This is a genomic window from Pseudoalteromonas sp. (assembly GCF_036960685.1).
Taxonomy (GTDB): Bacteria; Pseudomonadota; Gammaproteobacteria; order Enterobacterales; family Alteromonadaceae; genus Pseudoalteromonas.
Genome location: NZ_JBALXK010000008.1, coordinates 146367 through 167017, shown reverse-complemented (window position 1 = coordinate 167017; position 20651 = coordinate 146367). Strand labels below are relative to the sequence as shown.

The window sequence follows — 20651 nt, the reverse complement described above, 5'->3', positions numbered from 1 at the left end:
ATCTGAAAGCAGTTAGCCTGAACTAGCCAAATAGCAGTGTCATACCCATTAAAATAGCATCTTCATGACCATTTTTTGCGGGATCATCACTGGGGTAGTAGTTTTTACGTACCGACATTTCACTAAAGCCCGCCTGTTCATACAAGGCTATGGCACGGGTATTGGTTTCACGCACTTCTAAAAATAAGTTTTCTGCATTGTGTTGCTCACCATAGCTAATAAACGCATTTAGCAATTGTTTAGCAATGCCCTGCCCCTGAAACTGTGGCGCAACGCAAATATCCATTAAGGTAAAATCAGGCCCGGCTTTTTCACCAATATAAAAACCGATCATTTGCTCTGCCTGAAATGCCGCTAAATTAAAGTAACGTCCAGCTAAACATGATTGCATAGTATTCAGTGCCCACGGATGACTGTGGCATGCGTTCTCAATGCCCATCAGCGCATCAATAGATGATTCAGTTACAGGTTTAAAGATTATCAAGGTGTGTACTCATCAGCGCCCAGAGTGCGCGTTTATTATCGGCAGTAAGCTGTGAGCTTGGTACGCTAAGCAAACCATTATGCCAAGCAAAGTGATCGCTTTGCACAACCTGTTCTATTTGTAACGGCGCAACAGCCCGCTTTAAGTCGGCGAATAGTTGTGTATTGAGCTCAATAGCTATCGGCTGTGCTGTGATTACGTGATCACCAGCTTGCTCGACAATTGGGTCAGATCGAAAGTGCTGATTTAGTTCAAGGTTTTCTATACCAAAAATAGCTGCGTATCGTGGATGCATAACAACTCAGTAGATTTAAACACAAGAACAATATAAGAAGTAATAAAAACGATGTAAAGAAGAAATGGCAGGGGCGGAGAGACTCGAACTCCCAACCATCGGTTTTGGAGACCGCTGTTCTACCAATTGGAACTACGCCCCTGCAATGACGACGAATTATAGAGACCTTTCGCTAAAGGTAAAGAAAAAAATTACTTTTTTAGTTTGATTGCTTTTTAAATAAACAAAACGGCGAATTAGTCAACTAATTCGCCGTTTTTATAATCAGTTAGAAAAACGCTCTAGCAGTTATTCCCACTCAATCGTTGCCGGTGGTTTACCTGAAATATCGTAAACAACGCGTGAGATACCGTCGATTTCGTTAATGATGCGGTTTGAAACCAGACCTAAGAACTCATACGGTAAATGCGACCAACGTGCAGTCATAAAGTCGATAGTTTCAACACAACGAAGGCTTACAACCCAATCATACTTACGTGCATCACCCATAACGCCTACAGACTTCACCGGTAAGAATACCGTGAACGCTTGGCTTACTTTATGGTAAAGCTCAGCCTTGTGTAGCTCTTCAATGAAGATAGCATCGGCGCGGCGTAATAAGTCACAGTACTCTTTTTTGATTTCGCCAAGTACACGCACACCTAGACCAGGTCCAGGGAACGGGTGACGATAAAGCATGTCATACGGTAAACCCAGCTCTAGGCCGATTTTACGTACTTCATCTTTAAATAATTCACGTAGTGGCTCAACTAAGCCCATTTCCATGTCATCTGGTAAGCCACCCACATTATGGTGAGACTTGATCACATGTGCTTTACCTGTTGCAGACGCTGCTGATTCGATAACATCTGGGTAGATAGTACCTTGACCTAACCATTTTGCATTTTTAAGCTTTTTAGATTCGCTATCAAATACTTTAATAAATGTATGGCCAATGGCTTTACGCTTGTCTTCTGGGTCTGATTTACCAGCAAGGTCAGCTAAGAATAATTCTTCGGCATCTACTTTGATGATGTTTAGGCCAAACTTGTTGCCAAACATATCCATCACTTGCTGACCTTCGTTTAAACGCAGTAAACCGTTATCAACAAATACACAGGTTAATCGGTCGCCAATGGCACGGTGAATAAGCATAGCAACCACTGATGAATCAACGCCACCAGATAGGCCTAAGATCACTTCGTCATCGCCTACTGTCGCTTTAATACGTTCAATTGCGTCATCAATGATTTTTGAGGCTGTCCACAATTTTTCACAACCACAAATATCAATCGCAAAACGTTCAAGTAAACGCTGACCTTGATGAGTGTGGGTTACTTCTGGGTGGAATTGCACGCCGTAAAAACGCTTTTCTTCGTTAGACATTGCCGCATGAGGGCAGGTAGATGTTTTAGCTGTAGTTTTAAAAGTATCTGGAATTTCCATTACTTTATCACCGTGGCTCATCCATACGTCTAGTACGCCATTGCCGCCATCGGTTATATGATCTTCAATCGCGTCAAATAATGCGCAGTTACCTACTTTTTCAACTTGCGCATAACCAAACTCTTTTTTATCAGAGCTGTGAACGCTGCCGCCAAGCTGAGTAGCCATTGTTTGCATACCGTAGCAAATACCCAACACTGGCACGCCAGCATTAAATACGTACTCAGGAGCACGCGGACTGTTTTCTAAGGTTGTTGACTCAGGGCCACCCGATAGAATGATACCTTGTGGATTGAACTCACGGATCTGCTCTTCCGTTACGTCCCATGCCCACAGTTCACAGTAAACACCAATTTCACGCACACGGCGGGCGATCAATTGCGTGTATTGCGAACCAAAGTCTAAAATAAGAATTCGTGAATCGTGAATGTCTTTGCTCATTGAGGGTCTCGTTAGTCAAGAACTAGCACTCAGGTAACCTGAATGACTAAAAATAAATAAGGGCCAGCAAAAGCTAGCCCAGTAATTTCAATAAAGTATATTGATTAACCTAAGCGGTAGTTAGGTGCTTCTTTGGTGATTTGCACATCATGAACATGTGACTCACCCATGCCTGCTGAAGTAACACGTACAAACTGAGGTTTAGTGTTTAATTCTTCAATCGTGGCACAACCGGTTAAACCCATTGCACTGCGCAGGCCACCAACTTGTTGGTGAATGATTGTCGCGATTGGGCCTTTATAAGCCACACGACCTTCAATACCTTCTGGAACAAGTTTGTCTGCTTGGTTTGATTTTTGGAAGTAACGATCTGATGAACCTTCTTTTTGGTCCATCGCACCAAGTGAACCCATACCACGGTATGATTTGTAGTAACGGCCTTGGTAAAGTTCAACTTCTCCAGGTGCTTCTTCAGTACCTGCTAGCATTGAGCCAACCATTACACATGATGCGCCAGCAACTAGTGCCTTTACGATATCACCAGAGAAACGAATACCACCATCAGCAATCACTGGAATGTCGCGGCCTTTTAAGCCTTCAACTGCATCAGAAATAGCTGTAATTTGTGGTACACCACAACCGGTAACAATACGTGTAGTACAGATAGAACCTGGGCCGATACCCACTTTAACCGCATCAACACCAGCATCTGCAAGAGCAATCGCACCTTCAGCAGTAGCCACATTACCCGCTACAATTTGTAAATCTGGGAATGCTTGACGTGTAGCAGCTACACGGTCAATAACACCTTGTGAGTGACCGTGAGAAGTATCGATAAGTAATACATCAACACCGGCTTCAACTAATGCGGCAATACGCTCATCAGTACCAGGACCTACACCAACAGCAGCACCTACACGTAAACGACCTTGTTCGTCTTTACATGCATGTGGTTTATCTTGGGCTTTTTGATAATCTTTTACGGTGATCATACCCTTAAGTTTAAAGGCATCATCAACAACAAGAATCTTTTCGATGCGGTGTTCGTGCATTAAACCTAAGATTTCTTCGCGAGCTGCGCCCTCTTTAACAGTGACTAACTTTTCTTTTTTAGTCATTACTGTTGAAACAGGTTGCTCAAGTTTGGTTTCGAAACGCATATCGCGGCTGGTAACAATACCAACAAGGCCGTTTTCAGCATCCGTTACCGGAAAACCTGAAAAGCCTTTTTCTTCAGCAAGTACAATCGCATCTGCAATAGTTAAATCCGCTGTCACAGTAACAGGAAAAGAAACAATACCGGCTTCGTACGTTTTAACTTTACGTACGTTTTTAGCTTGTTCTTCAATTGTCATGTTTTTGTGGATAAAACCTAAACCGCCCTCTTGCGCTAGCGCGATCGCTAAGCGTGCTTCTGTAACAGTATCCATAGATGCTGAAACTAGCGGCAAGTTAAGTTTGATACCACGCGTTAAGCGAGTTGAAATGTTTGCCGTGTGTGGCAAAACAGTAGAATGACCTGGTACTAAAAGTACGTCATCAAAGGTAAGAGCTTCTTTAGCAATTCTAAGCATTTTGGCAACTTCTCACATGTGGATCTTGTATAAGGAATTGCGGCCAAATTTTATCAGCGTTATGGGCATGAGTAAATAAGATTTCACAATTATTTATGATAAAATACCGCCATCATCGTTTTTTAGAGTCGCTTTATGGCCATAACATCCCAGCAGCAAACGATTTATACCGTTTCTAGGCTAAACAGAGAAATTAGAACCGTGCTTGAACAAGGTTTCGCATCGTTAATTTTAACCGGTGAGATCTCAAACTTCATTACGCCTGCGTCTGGGCATTGGTATTTTACGCTTAAAGATGATCGCGCCCAAGTTAAAGCCGCCATGTGGCGTGGCAATAATCGCGGCCAACGCTATCGCCCCGAAAACGGTGCACAAGTAACAGTGCGCACTCGGGTGTCTTTATATGAGCCTCGCGGCGATTATCAACTGATTGTTGAACACATGGAAGCGGCCGGTGAAGGCCAATTAAAACAACAGTTTGATGAACTGAAAATGCGCCTCGCAGCTGAGGGCTTATTTAGCTCAGCATACAAACAGCCACTGCCAAGCGTTGTGCATCGTGTAGGTGTGATCACATCAGCGACGGGCGCCGCAATTAAAGATATTTTAACGGTACTAAAACGCCGTGCACCACAACTTGAAGTGGTGATCTACCCCGCTATGGTGCAAGGCAAAGACGCCCACTTACAATTGATTGATAAAATTAATTTGGCCAACGCCCGCAATGAAGTTGATGTGCTTATTTTAGGCCGCGGCGGTGGCTCTTTGGAAGACTTATGGTGCTTTAACCATGAGCTGCTAGCACGGGCTATTTATGCCAGTAAACTTCCTATTATTAGTGCCGTAGGCCATGAAATTGATACCACGATCAGTGACTATGTGGCAGATGTCCGTGCTGCCACCCCATCCGCAGCGGCAGAGCTTGTCAGCCCTAATAGCAGTGAACTCTATAACCAAATTCAACAACAGTTAAACCGCTTAGCAAATGCATTTAAGCATCAGTTATCAACTAAGCTAAGTACAGCCACCGCACTTGAGCACCGCTTAACATTATGCCACCCGCGCAATCAACTAAATCAACAAACACAGCGTTTAGATGAGCTGTCTTTAGCACTACAGCAAGCAATGCAGCAGCGACTTTATCAATATGAACGTCGTTTAACTAATTTAATGCCACGTTTGATGCAACGCTCTCCGGATCGAAAGCTTGCTCAAGCGAGTCATCAATTACAGCAACTACAAGCGCGCTTACAACAAAGTATGCAACAGCAATTACGCAGCAGCCAAAATACGCTGGCGCTACAAGCGAGTCGGTTAGAATCTGTTAGTCCACTTAGCGTACTCGCTCGTGGCTACAGTATTACTAAAAACGAGCAAGGAAAGGTTATAAAGTCAACGTCACAGGTGAATCAAGGAGATTTACTGCATACTGAATTAGCGGATGGGGTCATTCAATCGGTCGTTAGTTAGCCATTTATTGTTACTGAATCTGGCTAGTCAGATTCAGTAGCTAATAATAGAGAAAAGTCGCGATCGCTGGATTTAGAAGTACTGAAGGTAAATTGTTGCCAAAACTCTTGTTTTACAAGCTGATCACTTAACTCTCGCCATTGGGTGTGATCAAACTCATCACTATCTTTCGGTGCTGCAAGTTCAAATTTACATATCGAACTTTTACACTGCGCGCTAATTAATTCGGGATTCACACTCAGATCCGCAGTTTGCAAAAAGTCTTTCATGGCTGTTTCTGTTCGGTATGCCCATTCTTCATTACGGCTTTGTTGCTCAAACTTATCTAAAAGCGCTTGTTCAAAATCAGAAGGGGCTTGAGCTTGTGTTTCGTAACGTTTAACTAGCGCTCGCTGCTGCGCTAATTCAAGCTTAAGTTGTTGCAACTGCTCTTCTAGTGGTTGTTCATCGGTGCTTTTCGATAGCCTAGCTTCAGCTTCCGTAGCCTCAGTAACTGCTGCAACTTGCTGAGGCTGAGACACTCTTTCAAGCTCTGCGGCTCCAGTTTTGGCAGGTAATATTTTGACTTCTTGTTCAACTACCTGAGCTTGTGTCGTTACCACTGTGGCGACTTCATCAGAGCTTAATTTAATATATCCCCACGTTAAAACTACGCCTGCAATAAATGCCAGGGCAAGCGAAAGTGGATTATGTTTATTCATGCTTAATTCCTTTTAAGTTATTTTTATTTATAGCATTGCACTGGTGTGTGATTCGTTTTGCGGCTCATCCACATCTAAAAAGTTTTGATTCATACTTTGCGCTGGACAGGGACAATTTGGTTTGCCAACAATTTTAGCCGGTACCCCAACAACTGTGGTGTGTGGCGGTACCGCGCTTAATACAACAGAGCCAGCACCAATACGTGCACCCTCACCGACTTCGATATTGCCGAGCACTTTTGCACCTGCACCAATGAGGACACCTGCGCGAATTTTCGGGTGACGATCGCCTTTTTCATTACCTGTACCACCTAAGGTAACTGATTGTAAAATTGATACATTATCTTCTATAACCGCAGTTTCACCAATGACTATACCAGTTGCATGGTCAAACATAATACCATGGCCGACTTTACAAGCAGGATGGATATCAACGCCAAATACTTCTGAGGTACGGCTTTGAATAAAACGAGCGAGCTCTTTACGGTTTTGTAACCAAAGGCAATGGGCGAGTCGATGTGCTTGAATTGCATGGAAACCCTTTAAATTTAAGATCACAGTTAAATAAGTATCGGCAGCAGGGTCGCGATCTTTAACCGCTTTAATATCATGGGCTACATGGGTTAACATGCGATCGCATTCGACAAACGCCTGATCAAATAATTCACGAATAGTAAATGCCGAAACCACAGCATCAGATAACTTATTGGCAACGATAAAACTCAGCGCAGATCCCAAACACTCATGATTTAAAATGCATGAATACACATGACTCGCTAATAGAGGTTCACGGGTAACGACTTCTTTTGCTTCTGAGCGAAGCTGTTGCCAAATTTCATGACGCATAGGACGGCCTTAAATTAATACTGGGTGTGCTTTGTTTCAGTTTAACGGATTTCATCACGTATGTGTTAACACTGTAATTATTTGTTCTGGTTATTAGATATAACTTTACTGCTTGATCCGCAGTTTTATTAAATAAATCTAACCTTGGTTAGAAACTTTCTGTGCCTTAAAAGGTCATAAAGTCATCATATAGCTAGCACAAATAAGGAATATATTGTGACAACGTGGCGCTGGCCTCTGTTTATTTCATTACTGCTCCACGGGATAATTTTTTTAATCTTTACAACCATTAAAATACCAAAACTACAAGAGCAAGGAACAGCTTCCATTAAAGCATATATGATCACAGTGCCCTCTCGCACTAAGTCTTTATCTGTGACTGAAAAGCCGCAGCAACCTATCCCTAGCAAGCCAAAACAACAAATCGAAGCGACCTCCCCGAATACGCAACCGAAAACGGTAGCTACGAGCATAAGCCCCAGCGTTAAAATTAAACAGCAAAAGAAATCGCCGCCCACTACTACTGATGAACAAACTAACAACTACAAAAAGATAGATCTAAAACTAGGCTTGGAACATATACTTAAAGAACAAAAAACTACAATAGCTGCAACGCAATCTCAATCAAATAAGTCCACTCAACCACAGCGTATTACGGTGCCAAAGACACACCAAGCAAGCAGCATAGACCCATTAAAAATTGAAAAACAAAGTATGCAGCTTTCTATCTATCGCTACGGTGATAGATGCTTTAAGAAAGTATCTATGGGGGCTGGTGTTATACCAAAAAGTGACTTACCTGATAGCTATATACAAGCAATTGATTGTACCAATACAAAAGTCACAGAGGCTTACGATCAAGCAATGGACAAATGGCTAAATAAAAAGTGACTATCACTAAAAAGTGCCTCAATAATTGAGGCACTTTAATTCAGCTTTTAATTACACTTATTGAAACACTTCATCTACAGCAAGTACTTCAATGTTTTTCGCAGGAATTGCTAGTTTGTAATCAGCGATCACTTTATCTTCAGCCACCAGCTCAGCCGGCTTTTCTGCGTTATACACCATTGGGGATGTTTGCTCAGACGCTAAGCGTTTTTGCATGTCTTTACCGTCGCCGGTGATAAATACATACTGGATATCATCTGTTTGTAAGTTTTCTTTAATTACACGGTTAACATCAGCTAAAGTCAGCTTTTCAAGCTGGCTCGTTACATACTTCACAAACGTGTCAGTGTTATAAAACTCGCTATCAAGTGCGTAACCTAGTTGACGGTTTTGACTGGCGACCATTTGTGGCACAAAGTTAATTAAGAAATTACGCGTTGCGTCAAAGTCTTTTTCTGTCATGCCATTTTTGATTAGTTTATCAAGTTCAAATAAAGCGGTACGAGTTGCAAAATGCGCGTCATTGTTGGAACGCAGCGGGCGTAACCATACTTGGAATATCTGCTCAGAACGACCAAGGTTAGCATCCGGCTTGGTTTGGAACATACCACGTGGGAAGTATTCGATATAAGCGTAATCGCCGTAGTTCATACCACGGGTTTGACGAATACGTTCATACAGGTATGCATTTGAACTGCGGTGTTCGCCAAAGTATGAACGCACTAACCACAGTGCTGTCCAGTCTTCGCTGCTACGAATAGTATCAATCGGGAAGCCAAACGATACCGCAGTTGATTGCGCTGACTTTTCTACAATTGTTGCATGATGACCTTTTAATACTGGTGCATCAGCAATAGTTAAACGGCTTTGCTGACCTTTAGGCAGCTGAGTTAAATCAGCAAACATGGTAGCTTTTAGTGATTCAGGCACTGCGCCAATTAAACCGACAGTCAATTTAGCTTGAGTAAACTCTTTTGCGTAAAACGCTTTCACATCATCCAATGTCAGCGCTTCTAAATCGGATAAATCACCATAATTGTAGCTTTCATACGGATGACCTTGATAAAGTTTATGGTAAAGTACTTCTTTACCTAACTCTTCATCATTAGAGGCTTTAAGGCCTGATTTAATACCGTCAATCAGCTCTTTCTTCAAACGTTTAAAGTCATCTTCTCTAAAGCCAGGGTTAAGTAACTGCTCACTAACTAATGCGTACCATTGTGCTGCATTGTCTTTATGTACTCGCCCTTGTAAAGAAATCATTTCTTTATCAATTTGATAACCAAAACTGCCAGCCAGTGGATACAGTGCTTTTTTGATATCGTTATAGCTCTTAGATTCTGAGCCACCTTGCGCAAGCATTGCAGCGGTTAGCGCAGCCACGCCTTTTTGACCTTTAGGATCAGCTGCCGCACCCGTGTGGAATAGCCAATTAATATCAATCAACGGTGAGCTATTGGTTTTATCAAGTACTTTAAAGTGACGCTCTTGCACTGTGTGCTTGCTAGCAACAAGGCTATTTAAATCAACTTCTTGCTCAAAACCAGCAATTTTATCAAGCGCAGACATAGTTACAGTTGTTCGGCTGCTATCGACAAAGTACTTATTAGCAATGTCTTGAATGTCTTGCGCACTAATACTATCTGCGGTGGCATATAGCTGGTTTACAACCTCAGGATCGCGCTCAAAATGCATGTAACTTGCAAGGGTTGATGCAATCGCTTGCGATGAATCGAGGCCATTTATAAAGCTATATTTAAGGTTAGATTTTAAATCAGCAAGCTTTTGACTATCCACCAGCTCCGTACGCGCTTTAGCATAAGTGCTATTTATGGCATCACGGGCAACCGCTAAATCGGCTTCATTTTCAACTTTTACAAATACGTGTAGTAAACCAGGATCTTTAGTATCAGGGTTATAGCTAAACATTTGGCTAGCGATTTGCTTATCAACCACTAGCTCTTGGTATAAATCAGAGTTGTTAGAAAAATAAAGTTGTGACAATAAATCAAGTGCCGCGCGGTCTTTTAACTTTGGTTGCCAAGCAGCACCTTTATAAGAAACCAATAACCAATGCCCTGGCAGACCTTCGTTTTGCTCATGGACATACTTGGCTGCTTGTTGCTTCGGCTCGGTTGGAATATCGGCAACATAGTCACCTTTTTGCCAATTACCCCAATGCTTTTTCACCATTGCCATGGTTGCTTGCGGATCGACATCACCGACAATCACCAGCGATACATATTCAGGTTTATAGAACTTTTCAAAAAACTCTTTACCATAAGCCATTTGATCAGGCATGGCTTCAATGTCTTCAAAAAAGCCCATGGTGGTGTGTTTATAGGTATGTTTTTCAAATGCTTCATTACGCACAGCAGAGAGCAACTTACGCACTGGGCTGGCATTATTTTTCAGGTACTCACCTTTAACGGTAAGCGCTTCAGTGCGGAACTGCTCTTCTGAGTAAGTGAGGTTTTGGAAGATATCCGCTTCAATCTCTAGAACTTTATCAAGATGCTGCTTTGAAAAATTTAAGTGATAATTAGTGTAATCATTAGTCGTGTATGCGCGGTTATCGACACCTGAATTTTTTAGGATGTCAGAATACACATCTTGCGGGAATTTTTCAGAGCCTTTAAACATCATATGTTCAAAAAAGTGTGCAAAGCCAGTTTTACCTGCTTCTACTTCATTACGAGAACCAACAGATACCGGAATTTGTAGTGATACCACATCAGGGTAATCCGTTTTCACCACCATAACGCGTAAACCGTTATCAAGCTCTTCTAATAAATAATCTTGTGAGAACACACGATCATTACTGCTGGCGACCGTTGATTGTTCAATCTCAACTTCTTTGACCATGTTAGCGCCGCTGTTACTTGCACAGCCGCCCAGTGCGAGCGTTACCGCTAGGCTAGTTGCTAATAATTTAAATTTCATTGCTATCCCTTGTTAGTTGAATATTTTTTTAGTTATAACTACTTATTTACCACACTGATTATGCAACAAAGCCGACCACGATAAGAGACCTTGCAGCACATTTTATGTAAACAGTTGTGTATTTTTCATCGCTCAACTTAAAACAACATGAGATAAATTCATATTTATTGAGAAAGTTTTATTAAAAAAATCTATCTAGACGTCTAAATGGCTGTTATATTGTTTACTATAGAAACTAATTAGCTGGAATGAGGATTATGGCTTTATCACTACAACAGAAAATTGAAGATACCAATCAAGGTGTGTACTTAATTGGTACTACCCCACCACGTATTGGTACTGATAAAGCGCAGCTTGAAACAATCGCTCAAAAGCTGTTAGACCGTTTACATGAAATTGAATACGATGGCGTGATTATTTACGACATTCAAGACGAGAGCAGCCGTACTGATAAGCCACGCCCTTTTCCGTTTAAACAAACGGTTGATCCACGTGAATACAGCCACTTGTTACGTAGCTTATCGCACCTTGATGTGATCACTTATAAAAGTGTTGCACAGCGTGGCGAAGCTGAGTTTAAACAGTGGCTTGATGAGACTAAAAACGACTATGACTTAAAGAACTTAGTGCTAGTGGGCAGCCCTTCTTCTGATGGCGATATAAAGTTAAGTTTACCAAATGCCTATAAAGTACTGGCAGAGCAAGCGGATGACTTCTTTTTAGGTGGAGTCACCATTGCAGAGCGCCACGCAAGTAAACGTAACGAGCATGAGCGACTACTTAAAAAAACCGCACAAGGGTGTCAATTTTTCATCTCACAAGCAGTTTACAACGCCCAAGCGACCATTGATTTGATCACCAGTTACGCACGCAGCTGTAAAGCACAGGGGATTAAACCAAACCGTATCATCTTAACGTTTACACCGTGTGGCAGTGAAAAAACACTTGAGTTTATGCAATGGCTTGGTATTTCAGTACCAGAAGCAACCAAATGGCGTATGTTAGATTCACAAAATCCATTGAGTGAATCAGTGCGTATTTGCCGCGAAAACTTAGATTCAATCCTAAAAAGTTGCGCCCATTTAGATGTACCACTGGGCTTAAACATTGAAAGCTTGACTAACCGTAAAGAAGAAATTGATGCATCAATCAACCTTTATCGTTTATTAAAAGCGACAATGGAATTGAACCTAGCTGAAAAGCAAATAGCTTAGGTTCGAGCTTCGAGCTTCGAGCTTCGAGCAATAATGATAAGCGCCATAGAATAAGCCTGCTCAAGTAGTTAGCTTCGTTTATTTGAATAAGGCCTATCTTGAACTGTCAGATTTGTGCCAAAAGTAGGCGCTTGGGGTAAACCGCCCATTGCGCTTCCTGTTAATCAAAAGCGCAGATGGGAGGTGTGGGCTGGAGGAGACCTCCGGCTACCCGATTAGCCGTGTTTAATATTATGGTGGTTCAAGTTCTCTATACGCTCAGCGAGCCAAACTTTGATAATTGACTGCCTTGTTACACCAACACGACTAGCTTCACGATCTAGTGAATCGAGCATCCATTCAGGAAAATCAACATTAACCCTTTTAGTTGTTTGCTTTGTTCGTTTAGCTTGAGATAAATCAAGATTAGCAAGAATGTCATTGCCATCATCAAATTCTTTATCGAAATCAGAAGCTTTCATAAAATTTAACCTCACTAGTTCTTGAACGTCTAACTGAAATTATACGGATATTACTATCTCTATAGGTTATTACAGCTGACCAATGTTTTCCGTTGTGAAATGCGATTATCACAAAGCGAGCTTCATCGCTGGTATTCGCAGGGATCTCGAGTAAGTCAGGATCATCCCACAATAATTTAGCTTCCTCAAAATCGATACCATGTTTATCGAGATTAATTTGGCTTTTATTAGGATCATATTCAAAAATATACGTAGAGTAAAAAGTATACCTTTTTGATGGTAAACGCAAGTTTTGTTAAAAACGGCTAACGGGCCTGTAGCATAACTCGTTTAAAATTAATTTTTATTGAATTATTCACAAAGAGGTTGAGAGGCGCTGCGCTTTAGAGGGCAATAAGTAAATGCTGTGATAATAACGTAAGGTTTTTTGCGGACATTGCACATATGTGTTTGCCGTAAGCTACTTGCTTAACAGCCACATCGACAGACGAAGTAAACGAATTTGCTTATTGAATTAGAGTTGATTTGGAATTGACCGTCAATTTATAAAAACGGTCAAAAAGAACACTATTGCCTATTGACAGAGTTAAGACTCATATGTGTTATGTAGCTAAACTGTCAGTACTCCAATTCAGCCTGCTAAGTGATGATAAGCAAAGCCCAAAGCCCAAGCGATTAAACCAATACCAATTAGAGCTAGAATGCCTTTTCCTCTATTGCTTGATACATTTGCACTACAAACTGGGCATTTAAAATGTGAATAATGACCTGATACCTTAACTTCTATCGGATTGATCTTACTATCACATTTTGTGCACTGCTGACTCAAATTTTCACCTGCTACATAACGCTTGCCGTAAACTGCACAAAATAGCAGGCTAAAATTGGCGGCGAAGGAGCACATCCTGCTGTTTTGTGTCCTTGGTTTAACGGCCTTGGTAACAAATTACTCTATAGTTGTATTGTTTATTGAGTAATTCCAAACCTTATAAAAGTAAAAAGCGTAACCTATACCAAATGTAATTAAAGAAATAATAATCCAAATAATTACATGACCGATATTTCCAAATATGTCGGTGTGGCAAACCATCTGCCTAGGGTTACCATGTTCATCAATTACTCGCGAACGATTAAGTATAAATTTAGAGAATGAGTATGGAAAAAAGAACGCTCCAATACCAAAGGTTATTAGTATCAGAATAAACCAAAGTATTAAATGACCTAAGATATCGATTGTTCCTACACCTGCCTGAATTTTCATTCTTGCTCCTTACTATGTTTGTTACCTAACGCCCTGTTAACAGGCGAAAAACAGTTGGTTAAAATTAGCGACGAAGGAGCAAAACCAACTGTTTTTTGTCCTTGTTTAACAGCTTGTTAGCTGCTGATTGCATCCAGCCTTTGAACAGCACTTTTTAATTCGTTGAGGACTACAGCTTCACTTTTATTATATGGTGATTTATAAGTAGCAATTGCTTTAGAGAATGCTTTATTTGCTTTTTGCATTAAGCCTGATTTTTCATATAAAAAACCTAAACGAATATAAGAAAATGAAAGACTAGATGGGCCAGTTTTTCGTAATAATTCGTTAGATTGATCTGACTCTTGAAGCCTTACAATAGATTCCATTGCATAGATTGCAACTTCAGTTGAACCATGAAGATACACTTTATGAGCAGCGTCTACTTCATTAATTAAGAACTCAGGTGAAATACTATTAGCAAAGCTAATATTCGAAGTAATTACAGCAAGAGCAACTAGGCTAGATTTAATTAAAGTTTTCATAATAATTTCCTTATCGATTATAAAGTGCCGCTAAATACCAAAAGCAGCTAACAGCTTATTGAACACCATTTTGGTGGTTTATAACACACCAAAACGGCGTTTATTACATACCCTGATAATTTCACCAATAATTACTTTTGTAAACAGGTAATTAAAACAGCTAGAAATTAAGCATGTTATTTTGCCCCTAAACGGCGTTTAATAATGGTATAGGACAAAATTAGGCTCCTACTCAAAAAAGCAGAAGTAAATTTAACTTTTTCAATGACTGGTTGAACTCACAGCTCTTATCTGTCTGACAGCTGATAGCTAAAAGTTGAAAGCTTCTATTTACGTCGTCTATTGGGTGCTCTTTGCCCTGTAATACGTTTTTTATCACGGTCTTTTCGCGACTTATTAGAGTTTTTACGATTATCTTTTGGCTTTTTATTGGGATCCGGTTCATAGCCCGCTAACCACTGCGGCGTTAGGCGAGAAATAAAAAAGGACAGGCACATATTTTCTTTAGAAAGATTACGTTATTTTCCCGTTGTAGGTAACCTTACCATTATTTTTTCACTCAGCTTGCTATAGAGTATAAAGTTGAGTCGCTTAAGCAAATAAAAAGGGACACAAATAAAAAGGGACAGGCACATATTTTCTTTAGAAAGATTACGTTATTTTTCCGTTGTGGGTAGCACTTACCATTATTTTTTCACTCAGCTAGCTATAGAGTATAAAGTTGAGTCGCTTGGGAAGGATTTTAGGTTATAAATATAAGCTAGAAATTGAATTCTTTACTTTGTATCAATAAATTAATTGGGCTGAATTTGCTTAGCCTGTGCCTTTGTACCATTTTACATCGTTGCTGGCGGCTTGTTGCTTTAACCGTTGTTTGCTACCAGCAAAATTTGAGTACTGCTGCCTAAATCGCTTTATTGATTCTAGCCATTGTGCTTCTTCTATATTTAAAGTAAGCAGCACTTTTGGCATAGTTTTATTGATATGCCCTTTTTTCTTTGGATCTAGGTGGCGGCCACTCCAGTCGATTAATTCAATATAATCCAGTAAGGTAAAGGGGATCGTGTGTGTAATGTGATTACCACCAAATGGTTTTAACTGTGCTGGTTGACTTTCATGCTGAATATTATTTTTTTGTTTAAGAACCTTGTTCGCTTCAACCGTGTCTGTGGTAAAAGCTTTGAAATGCGCTATACGTTCTTGAATTGAGGTGAAATCACTGTCTTCAAGCGTATCAGCTATGTTTGCTCTGATAGGGTTCAAATCAACGTAGGCCATGCAGCTGAGCACTGCGGTTTCATCTAGTAATGCTTGTGATTTATAGCGCCCTTCCCAGTACTTGCCCGTGCAGTTATCTTCTTTATTGGCCTCGCGAGCAATGTACTCATTGAGGTTTTTCATATACCAGCTGATGTCATACAATCTTTCTCGCCATTTTGCGATGAGTTCATTGAAAAATAGCTCACTTACCTTATTTAACTTCTCTCCATTTAAGTAGCGATCAACCAGAACATGACCATTGTAAAGCTGATACCAGCGGTTAATTACTTCATCATCAGACCAATCAAGTGCTTGCCGCCTATTGACGTTAACAACAAGGTGGTAGTGATTGCTCATAACTGCATAAGCCGCAATTTCTATGGAAAATACACTACTTAATAGCTTTATTCGATCGACTAGCCACTCCCGTCGATGATCAAAGTTTTTACCTGTATATTTATCATCTCCGCACAAAAATGCTCGCCTAACACATCGTGAAATTAAGTGATAATAAGATGTAGATGCTAAATCAATCAGGTTTTTTCTTGCGCGAGTCATAAAATATCAACTTTACTTTAACTGTATATAACAACAGTAGTTGATACTGTGATTTTTGCAAAAATTTTTGTGCTTGTCCTATTTAATCTGCTATTTAATCTTTTGTCGGAGTTAAGGCGCTTGTTAGGTGTTTTTATCACTTTTGTCTGGAATATCATTACATAAAGCACACTCTACACCTTTACGTGATTGATATAATCTTGAACATATAAACACTGTTGTTGTAATTAAAGACCAAGTACAAGCAAAAATTAATGCTTCTTGAACTGAATGCTGTTTAAGCAACTCAACTATAAAAAGTAAGGCTGCCACTCCAAGAAATACTTTTAATGCTCTAACGAACCAAAACTTAAATCCCATTTGAACTCCATACCTGAGAAACATCTAACGCCTGAATAATGTGTGAACTAGTTTGGCAGTTTTATTGCGTTGTTTGCAACTAAAAATGACAAACTAAAGTGAATCACTATTCATTCTCTTGTTAGCGCGTATTTTGCTGCACTCTTGGCTTTTCCCATGCAAGTATACTTACACAGTAATTAACCCCCACTATAAGATATTCAATAATATCTGAACTATCAGATGATAAAAAACCACTACGATTTTTTTCTAAATCGAACCAACCACCAGATGTTATTTCATGTAGCCAGCCAATACTCATAGAGCAATCAGGCCAAAATTCTAATAAGTCGCCTTCATCTAAAACTCTAAAGCCAGCAGGCTCTTCGAAAATAACATCAATATTCTCACCATCAACTGATATTGTGATTTCTAAAAACTCGACATCAAAATTGAGGTTTATAACTTCAGTTGTACCTACGGGATTAAATACTTCTAAAACTTCAGATTTCATCTAACCTCCTGAGTACAGCTAACAGCTTATTGAACACCATTCGGTGGTTTATAACACACCAAAACGGCGTATATTACATGCCCTAATAATTTCACCAATAATTACCTTTGTAAACAGGTAATTAAAACAGGTAGAAATTAAGCATATTATTTTGCCCCTAAACGGCGTTTAATAATGGTATAGGACAAAATTAGGCTCCTACTCAAAAAAGCAGAAGTAAATTTAACTTTTTCAATGACTGGTTGAACTCACAGCTCTTATCTGTCTGACAGCTGATAGCTAAAAGTTGAAAGCTTCTATTTACGTCGTCTATTGGGTGCTCTTTGCCCTGTAATACGTTTTTTATCACGGTCTTTTCGCGACTTATTAGAGTTTTTACGATTATCTTTTGGCTTTTTATTTGGATCGGGCTCATAACCTGCCAGCCATTGAGGGGTCAGGCGAGTATCAAGTAGCACTTCAATTTCTTCCAGTAGCCATTGTTCATCTAAGCTCACTAACGACATCGCCAAACCTTGTTCGCCTGCGCGGCCTGTACGGCCAATGCGATGTACATAGTCTTCTGCTATATACGGCAACTCAAAGTTAATCACATATTTTAGTGAGACAATATCCAAACCGCGCGCTGCCACATCGGTAGCCACTAATACGCGGGTGGTTCCCTCTTTAAAGTTTTGTAGCGCTCTGTCTCGGGCACCTTGTGATTTATCACCGTGGATTGACTCTGTTTTAAGCCCGTCTTTACACATTTCTTTAGCAAGCTTATCGGCCATTTGTTTAGTGCGGGTAAAAATAAGTACTTGGCGCCAGTTTTTCATGCCAATCATATGTGAGACGAGTTCACGTTTACGGTCTTCATCTACTGCATAAATCACTTGTTCCACTTCTACAGCAGCTGAGTTACGCTTATCAACTTCAACTAATTTAGGATCTTTGAGTAGCTTTTTACTCAGTTCAAACACACTGTCATCAAAAGTCGCTGAGAATAATAAGGTCTGCCGATCGCTTGGTACGTAGCGTAAGATACGCTTTATTTCATCAATAAAGCCCATATCTAACATGCGGTCTGCTTCATCAAACACCAGTGAATCAACACTTGATAGTTTAATACTGCCTTTGATGATGTGATCAAGTAACCGCCCAGGTGTTGCTACGACAACTTGCGCGTCTTTCATTGCTTTTACTTGAGGTCCAATACTTGCGCCGCCATATGCCAATGCGCCTTTAATATCAGAGCCTTGTGCGTATTTCTCAAAACTGGCAAACACTTGCTGAGCAAGCTCTCGGGTTGGCGTTAAAATTAATACCCGTGCAGTGCCTTGCTCATCTTTTTTATCACTGGTTAACAATTTATGTAGTAGAGGAAGCACAAATGCCGCTGTTTTACCTGTGCCCGTTTGCGCACTGCCCATCACATCGTGACCGGCTAAAATTAATGGAATTGTTTGTAGTTGAATAGCCGTAGGCGTTTGATATTCATTGAGCTCAAGCGCTTTAAGCAGTAAAGGGTCGAGATGAAGATCACTAAAGGTTGCAGCAGACATAGCATAGACTTGAAATAACTAATAATAGCGCTATTGTACGCACAAAATAAGCAACAAAAAAGGCGCTTGCGCGCCTTCTATTTAAATCTTAAAGCAAGTGTTGCTTATGCAACGGGCTTTAGCGTTTCTTTGCGCTGATTATAAAACGAAATAAGATCATCAACAGTATCTTGGCAATACTCACGAATACCAGAAACTAACATGTGCTTTTCACCACTACCTACTTTTTTACCATCTTCAAGTAAGTTGAAGCGTAGAGTAATTTTGCCGCGTTTACCGGTATATTCAAAACTTGGCTCAGCAAACTCTAACGTAGGTGCATGAATGTCTAAGGTATCAAGGTTAATTAACATTGACTCATAGATAACCATAGGACGAGCTGGGTTGATCATCACATCTTGCTTGCCCATAAGTGGAATAATCACATGCGGGAAAGTTGTGCCAGAAAACTCAACATAATTTTTTATTAGACTGTCGGTGAGTGTTTGACACTGACTGGTTTTCCCTTCACGTTTTACCTTGAGCATTACTTTTTCGCCGCTGTTAATATCAAACTCATCGGCGCCCTCAGGGAAGTTGAGTTTGGTATTCTCATCAACCATGCCTGCGAAGGTAAATTCCATTTTTTCACTGATACCATAACGGCTCAATACCAATGAAAATAGTAAATCTCCAGGGACACAAAATTTCTTTGCATCTTTATCGTGTAGCGGGTTGTAATCATCGGCAACACATTTTGCGAAACGACAGCCTTGCTCACGCGATATAGAGATATGATCAGCATGTTGCTGATAAAAAGGACTTAACATAGTTGTTCACTGCTTAAACTGCTTATAACCTGCCTATTCTACCAGATAAAAATACAATAGAGGTCGAATCTGTTAAACTTTTGTTTCAAATAAAAAATTAACAAAAGTAACGTTATGTACTAGTTATTAATAATAACGCTGTAATAGTGAATAATAAGGACGGTAATAGACACGATGTGGTAATTTGATTTTTATAATTTGGTTATCTGTAATACTCCCGTTCTGGCCGCTGCACAGTCGCTGTTAGAATTTAAAGTAATATTGAAAAATTTATAATACTACGCATTGATCCTATTGAGCATACGTTGAGGGAAAACAAAAAGAATAGTCCCCATCACTAAATAAGGATCATAGCGCGCAAAATGCCTATGTGGTAGGAGCTTATAAATGCATATCTATTTAATTGAAGATGATTTAAAACTAGCAAAACTAATCCAGTTATTCTTATTAAAGCAAGGGTTTACTATTGATGTGTTTAACAGTGTAGCTGATTACAAACAACATAAAGCAACTTTTATTCCGGCTTTAATTATTTGTGATGTTATGCTGCCTGATGGTAATGGCTTTGAATTATTTCAACAGTTAAGCGATGAACATACTTGCCCCATCATATTTTTAACCGCGTTAGACTCTGACCAATCCCATATCAAGGGCTTAAACTTAGGGGCGTATGATTATCTAATCAAACCACTTAAACCGGAGCTATTGCTTGCAAAAATTAACGCTATTTTGCGACAAAGTGACACAAGCCAACCATGCGATAGTACAGAGAAACCACTTACGCTCAATCACACTAAACGTGAAGCCTATTTCACAGGGATACCATTAAATTTAAATGACAGCGAATTCGAAATTATTGCTTTTTTAATAAAAAATTCGCCACAGCCAGTATCGAGAGAGGTACTTTTCAAACAAGTTATTGGTCGCAATTACAATGGCCTAGATCGTGCCATTGATCTAAAAATAAGTCGATTGAGAAAAAAACTTACCATACTATTTAGTAACCATAAAAGCACTATTACGTTAGATATAAAGTCTGTACGTAGTAAAGGTTATTGCCTAGATATTATTAACGCAGAAGCAAACAAATAGAATAT

20 protein-coding genes, 1 tRNA gene and 1 pseudogene are annotated in these 20651 nt (G+C 40.1%); 4 read left to right on the top strand and 18 right to left on the bottom strand.

Annotated features, from left to right (window positions below; genetic code table 11):
* Positions 1–22: 22 nt before the first annotated feature.
* From rimI to guaB, 5 genes are all read right to left on the bottom strand, one after another.
* The gene (gene rimI, locus V7783_RS09290) at positions 23–484 is read right to left on the bottom strand and encodes a ribosomal protein S18-alanine N-acetyltransferase (RefSeq protein WP_335678493.1); all 462 of its coding nucleotides are present in this window, start codon (positions 482–484) and stop codon (positions 23–25) included.
* A complete protein-coding gene (locus V7783_RS09285; RefSeq protein WP_335678492.1) occupies positions 471–779 on the bottom strand; it encodes a hypothetical protein in 309 nt (102 codons plus the stop codon). The genes rimI and V7783_RS09285 overlap by 14 nt, the downstream gene beginning before the upstream one ends.
* A gap of 65 nt (positions 780–844) precedes the next feature.
* Positions 845–921: transfer RNA gene (locus tag V7783_RS09280), tRNA-Trp, on the bottom strand.
* Positions 922–1067: 146 nt separating this feature from the next.
* Complete coding sequence (gene guaA / locus V7783_RS09275; RefSeq protein ID WP_335678491.1) at positions 1068–2645, bottom strand: glutamine-hydrolyzing GMP synthase; 1578 nt, start codon at positions 2643–2645, stop codon at positions 1068–1070.
* Between the two features lie 104 nt (positions 2646–2749).
* Entirely contained in the window at positions 2750–4219 is a 1470-nt protein-coding gene (gene guaB, locus V7783_RS09270) for an IMP dehydrogenase (RefSeq protein ID WP_335678490.1), read from the bottom strand.
* 135 nt (positions 4220–4354) lie between these two features.
* On the opposite strand from guaB, the gene xseA reads away from it, so the two are divergent.
* Positions 4355–5689, top strand: coding sequence for an exodeoxyribonuclease VII large subunit (gene xseA, locus V7783_RS09265; protein ID WP_335678489.1), 1335 nt, complete (start codon positions 4355–4357; stop codon positions 5687–5689).
* Between the two features lie 23 nt (positions 5690–5712).
* Here xseA and V7783_RS09260 read toward each other — a convergent pair whose 3' ends face one another.
* Both V7783_RS09260 and cysE read right to left on the bottom strand, forming a co-directional pair.
* Positions 5713–6390: a hypothetical protein gene (locus tag V7783_RS09260; RefSeq protein WP_335678488.1), complete on the bottom strand. Its 678-nt coding sequence runs from the start codon at positions 6388–6390 to the stop codon at positions 5713–5715.
* A 27-nt stretch (positions 6391–6417) separates the two neighbouring features.
* Positions 6418–7236, bottom strand: a complete 819-nt coding sequence (gene cysE / locus V7783_RS09255) for a serine O-acetyltransferase (protein ID WP_335678487.1) — start codon at positions 7234–7236, stop codon at positions 6418–6420.
* A gap of 216 nt (positions 7237–7452) precedes the next feature.
* On the opposite strand from cysE, the gene V7783_RS09250 reads away from it, so the two are divergent.
* Positions 7453–8127 (top strand): hypothetical protein, encoded by a 675-nt coding sequence (locus tag V7783_RS09250; RefSeq protein ID WP_335678486.1) that lies wholly within the window; start codon positions 7453–7455, stop codon positions 8125–8127.
* A gap of 57 nt (positions 8128–8184) precedes the next feature.
* On the opposite strand, the gene V7783_RS09245 is transcribed toward V7783_RS09250, so the two are convergent.
* A complete protein-coding gene (locus tag V7783_RS09245) occupies positions 8185–11070 on the bottom strand; it encodes a M16 family metallopeptidase (protein WP_335678485.1) in 2886 nt (961 codons plus the stop codon).
* Between the two features lie 257 nt (positions 11071–11327).
* Here V7783_RS09245 and V7783_RS09240 point away from each other — a divergent pair, with 257 nt between their 5' ends.
* A complete protein-coding gene (locus V7783_RS09240) occupies positions 11328–12284 on the top strand; it encodes a methylenetetrahydrofolate reductase (protein ID WP_335678484.1) in 957 nt (318 codons plus the stop codon).
* A gap of 215 nt (positions 12285–12499) precedes the next feature.
* Here V7783_RS09240 and brnA read toward each other — a convergent pair whose 3' ends face one another.
* From brnA to V7783_RS09190, 10 genes and pseudogenes are all read right to left on the bottom strand, one after another.
* Entirely contained in the window at positions 12500–12745 is a 246-nt protein-coding gene (brnA, locus tag V7783_RS09235; protein ID WP_283711253.1) for a type II toxin-antitoxin system BrnA family antitoxin, read from the bottom strand.
* Positions 12732–13034: a BrnT family toxin gene (locus tag V7783_RS09230; protein WP_335678483.1), complete on the bottom strand. Its 303-nt coding sequence runs from the start codon at positions 13032–13034 to the stop codon at positions 12732–12734. The genes brnA and V7783_RS09230 overlap by 14 nt, the downstream gene beginning before the upstream one ends.
* Before the next feature lie 657 nt (positions 13035–13691).
* A complete protein-coding gene (locus V7783_RS09225) occupies positions 13692–14006 on the bottom strand; it encodes a DUF6693 family protein (protein WP_335678482.1) in 315 nt (104 codons plus the stop codon).
* A 116-nt stretch (positions 14007–14122) separates the two neighbouring features.
* Positions 14123–14530, bottom strand: coding sequence for a hypothetical protein (locus tag V7783_RS09220; protein ID WP_335678481.1), 408 nt, complete (start codon positions 14528–14530; stop codon positions 14123–14125).
* A gap of 326 nt (positions 14531–14856) precedes the next feature.
* Positions 14857–15006, bottom strand: a pseudogene (locus V7783_RS09215) (DEAD/DEAH box helicase); the annotation flags it as partial.
* A gap of 337 nt (positions 15007–15343) precedes the next feature.
* Complete coding sequence (locus V7783_RS09210) at positions 15344–16348, bottom strand: transposase (RefSeq protein WP_335678480.1); 1005 nt, start codon at positions 16346–16348, stop codon at positions 15344–15346.
* A 123-nt stretch (positions 16349–16471) separates the two neighbouring features.
* The gene (locus tag V7783_RS09205) at positions 16472–16708 is read right to left on the bottom strand and encodes a hypothetical protein (RefSeq protein WP_182197577.1); all 237 of its coding nucleotides are present in this window, start codon (positions 16706–16708) and stop codon (positions 16472–16474) included.
* A 121-nt stretch (positions 16709–16829) separates the two neighbouring features.
* Positions 16830–17201 (bottom strand): hypothetical protein, encoded by a 372-nt coding sequence (locus V7783_RS09200; RefSeq protein ID WP_335678479.1) that lies wholly within the window; start codon positions 17199–17201, stop codon positions 16830–16832.
* Positions 17202–17497: 296 nt separating this feature from the next.
* Positions 17498–18745: a DEAD/DEAH box helicase gene (locus V7783_RS09195; protein WP_335678478.1), complete on the bottom strand. Its 1248-nt coding sequence runs from the start codon at positions 18743–18745 to the stop codon at positions 17498–17500.
* A 104-nt stretch (positions 18746–18849) separates the two neighbouring features.
* Positions 18850–19554, bottom strand: a complete 705-nt coding sequence (locus V7783_RS09190) for a DUF3581 domain-containing protein (RefSeq protein ID WP_335678477.1) — start codon at positions 19552–19554, stop codon at positions 18850–18852.
* Between the two features lie 387 nt (positions 19555–19941).
* Here V7783_RS09190 and V7783_RS09185 point away from each other — a divergent pair, with 387 nt between their 5' ends.
* On the top strand, positions 19942–20646 hold the full coding sequence (locus tag V7783_RS09185) for a response regulator transcription factor (RefSeq protein WP_335678476.1): 705 nt from the start codon (positions 19942–19944) through the stop codon (positions 20644–20646).
* Positions 20647–20651: the final 5 nt, after the last annotated feature.

Bases quoted from the DNA above. Each gene is read 5' to 3' on its own strand.
- V7783_RS09285 (WP_335678492.1), bottom strand. From the start codon at position 779: ATGCATCCACGATACGCAGCTATTTTTGGTATAGAAAACCTTGAACTA.
- guaA (WP_335678491.1), bottom strand. From the start codon at position 2,645: ATGAGCAAAGACATTCACGATTCACGAATTCTTATTTTAGACTTTGGT.
- guaB (WP_335678490.1), bottom strand. From the start codon at position 4,219: ATGCTTAGAATTGCTAAAGAAGCTCTTACCTTTGATGACGTACTTTTA.
- xseA (WP_335678489.1), top strand. From the start codon at position 4,355: ATGGCCATAACATCCCAGCAGCAAACGATTTATACCGTTTCTAGGCTA.
- V7783_RS09260 (WP_335678488.1), bottom strand. From the start codon at position 6,390: ATGAATAAACATAATCCACTTTCGCTTGCCCTGGCATTTATTGCAGGC.
- cysE (WP_335678487.1), bottom strand. From the start codon at position 7,236: ATGCGTCATGAAATTTGGCAACAGCTTCGCTCAGAAGCAAAAGAAGTC.
- V7783_RS09245 (WP_335678485.1), bottom strand. From the start codon at position 11,070: ATGAAATTTAAATTATTAGCAACTAGCCTAGCGGTAACGCTCGCACTG.
- V7783_RS09240 (WP_335678484.1), top strand. From the start codon at position 11,328: ATGGCTTTATCACTACAACAGAAAATTGAAGATACCAATCAAGGTGTG.
- brnA (WP_283711253.1), bottom strand. From the start codon at position 12,745: ATGAAAGCTTCTGATTTCGATAAAGAATTTGATGATGGCAATGACATT.
- V7783_RS09225 (WP_335678482.1), bottom strand. From the start codon at position 14,006: ATGAAAATTCAGGCAGGTGTAGGAACAATCGATATCTTAGGTCATTTA.
- V7783_RS09220 (WP_335678481.1), bottom strand. From the start codon at position 14,530: ATGAAAACTTTAATTAAATCTAGCCTAGTTGCTCTTGCTGTAATTACT.
- V7783_RS09210 (WP_335678480.1), bottom strand. From the start codon at position 16,348: ATGACTCGCGCAAGAAAAAACCTGATTGATTTAGCATCTACATCTTAT.
- V7783_RS09205 (WP_182197577.1), bottom strand. From the start codon at position 16,708: ATGGGATTTAAGTTTTGGTTCGTTAGAGCATTAAAAGTATTTCTTGGA.
- V7783_RS09200 (WP_335678479.1), bottom strand. From the start codon at position 17,201: ATGAAATCTGAAGTTTTAGAAGTATTTAATCCCGTAGGTACAACTGAA.
- V7783_RS09195 (WP_335678478.1), bottom strand. From the start codon at position 18,745: ATGTCTGCTGCAACCTTTAGTGATCTTCATCTCGACCCTTTACTGCTT.
- V7783_RS09190 (WP_335678477.1), bottom strand. From the start codon at position 19,554: ATGTTAAGTCCTTTTTATCAGCAACATGCTGATCATATCTCTATATCG.
- V7783_RS09185 (WP_335678476.1), top strand. From the start codon at position 19,942: ATGCATATCTATTTAATTGAAGATGATTTAAAACTAGCAAAACTAATC.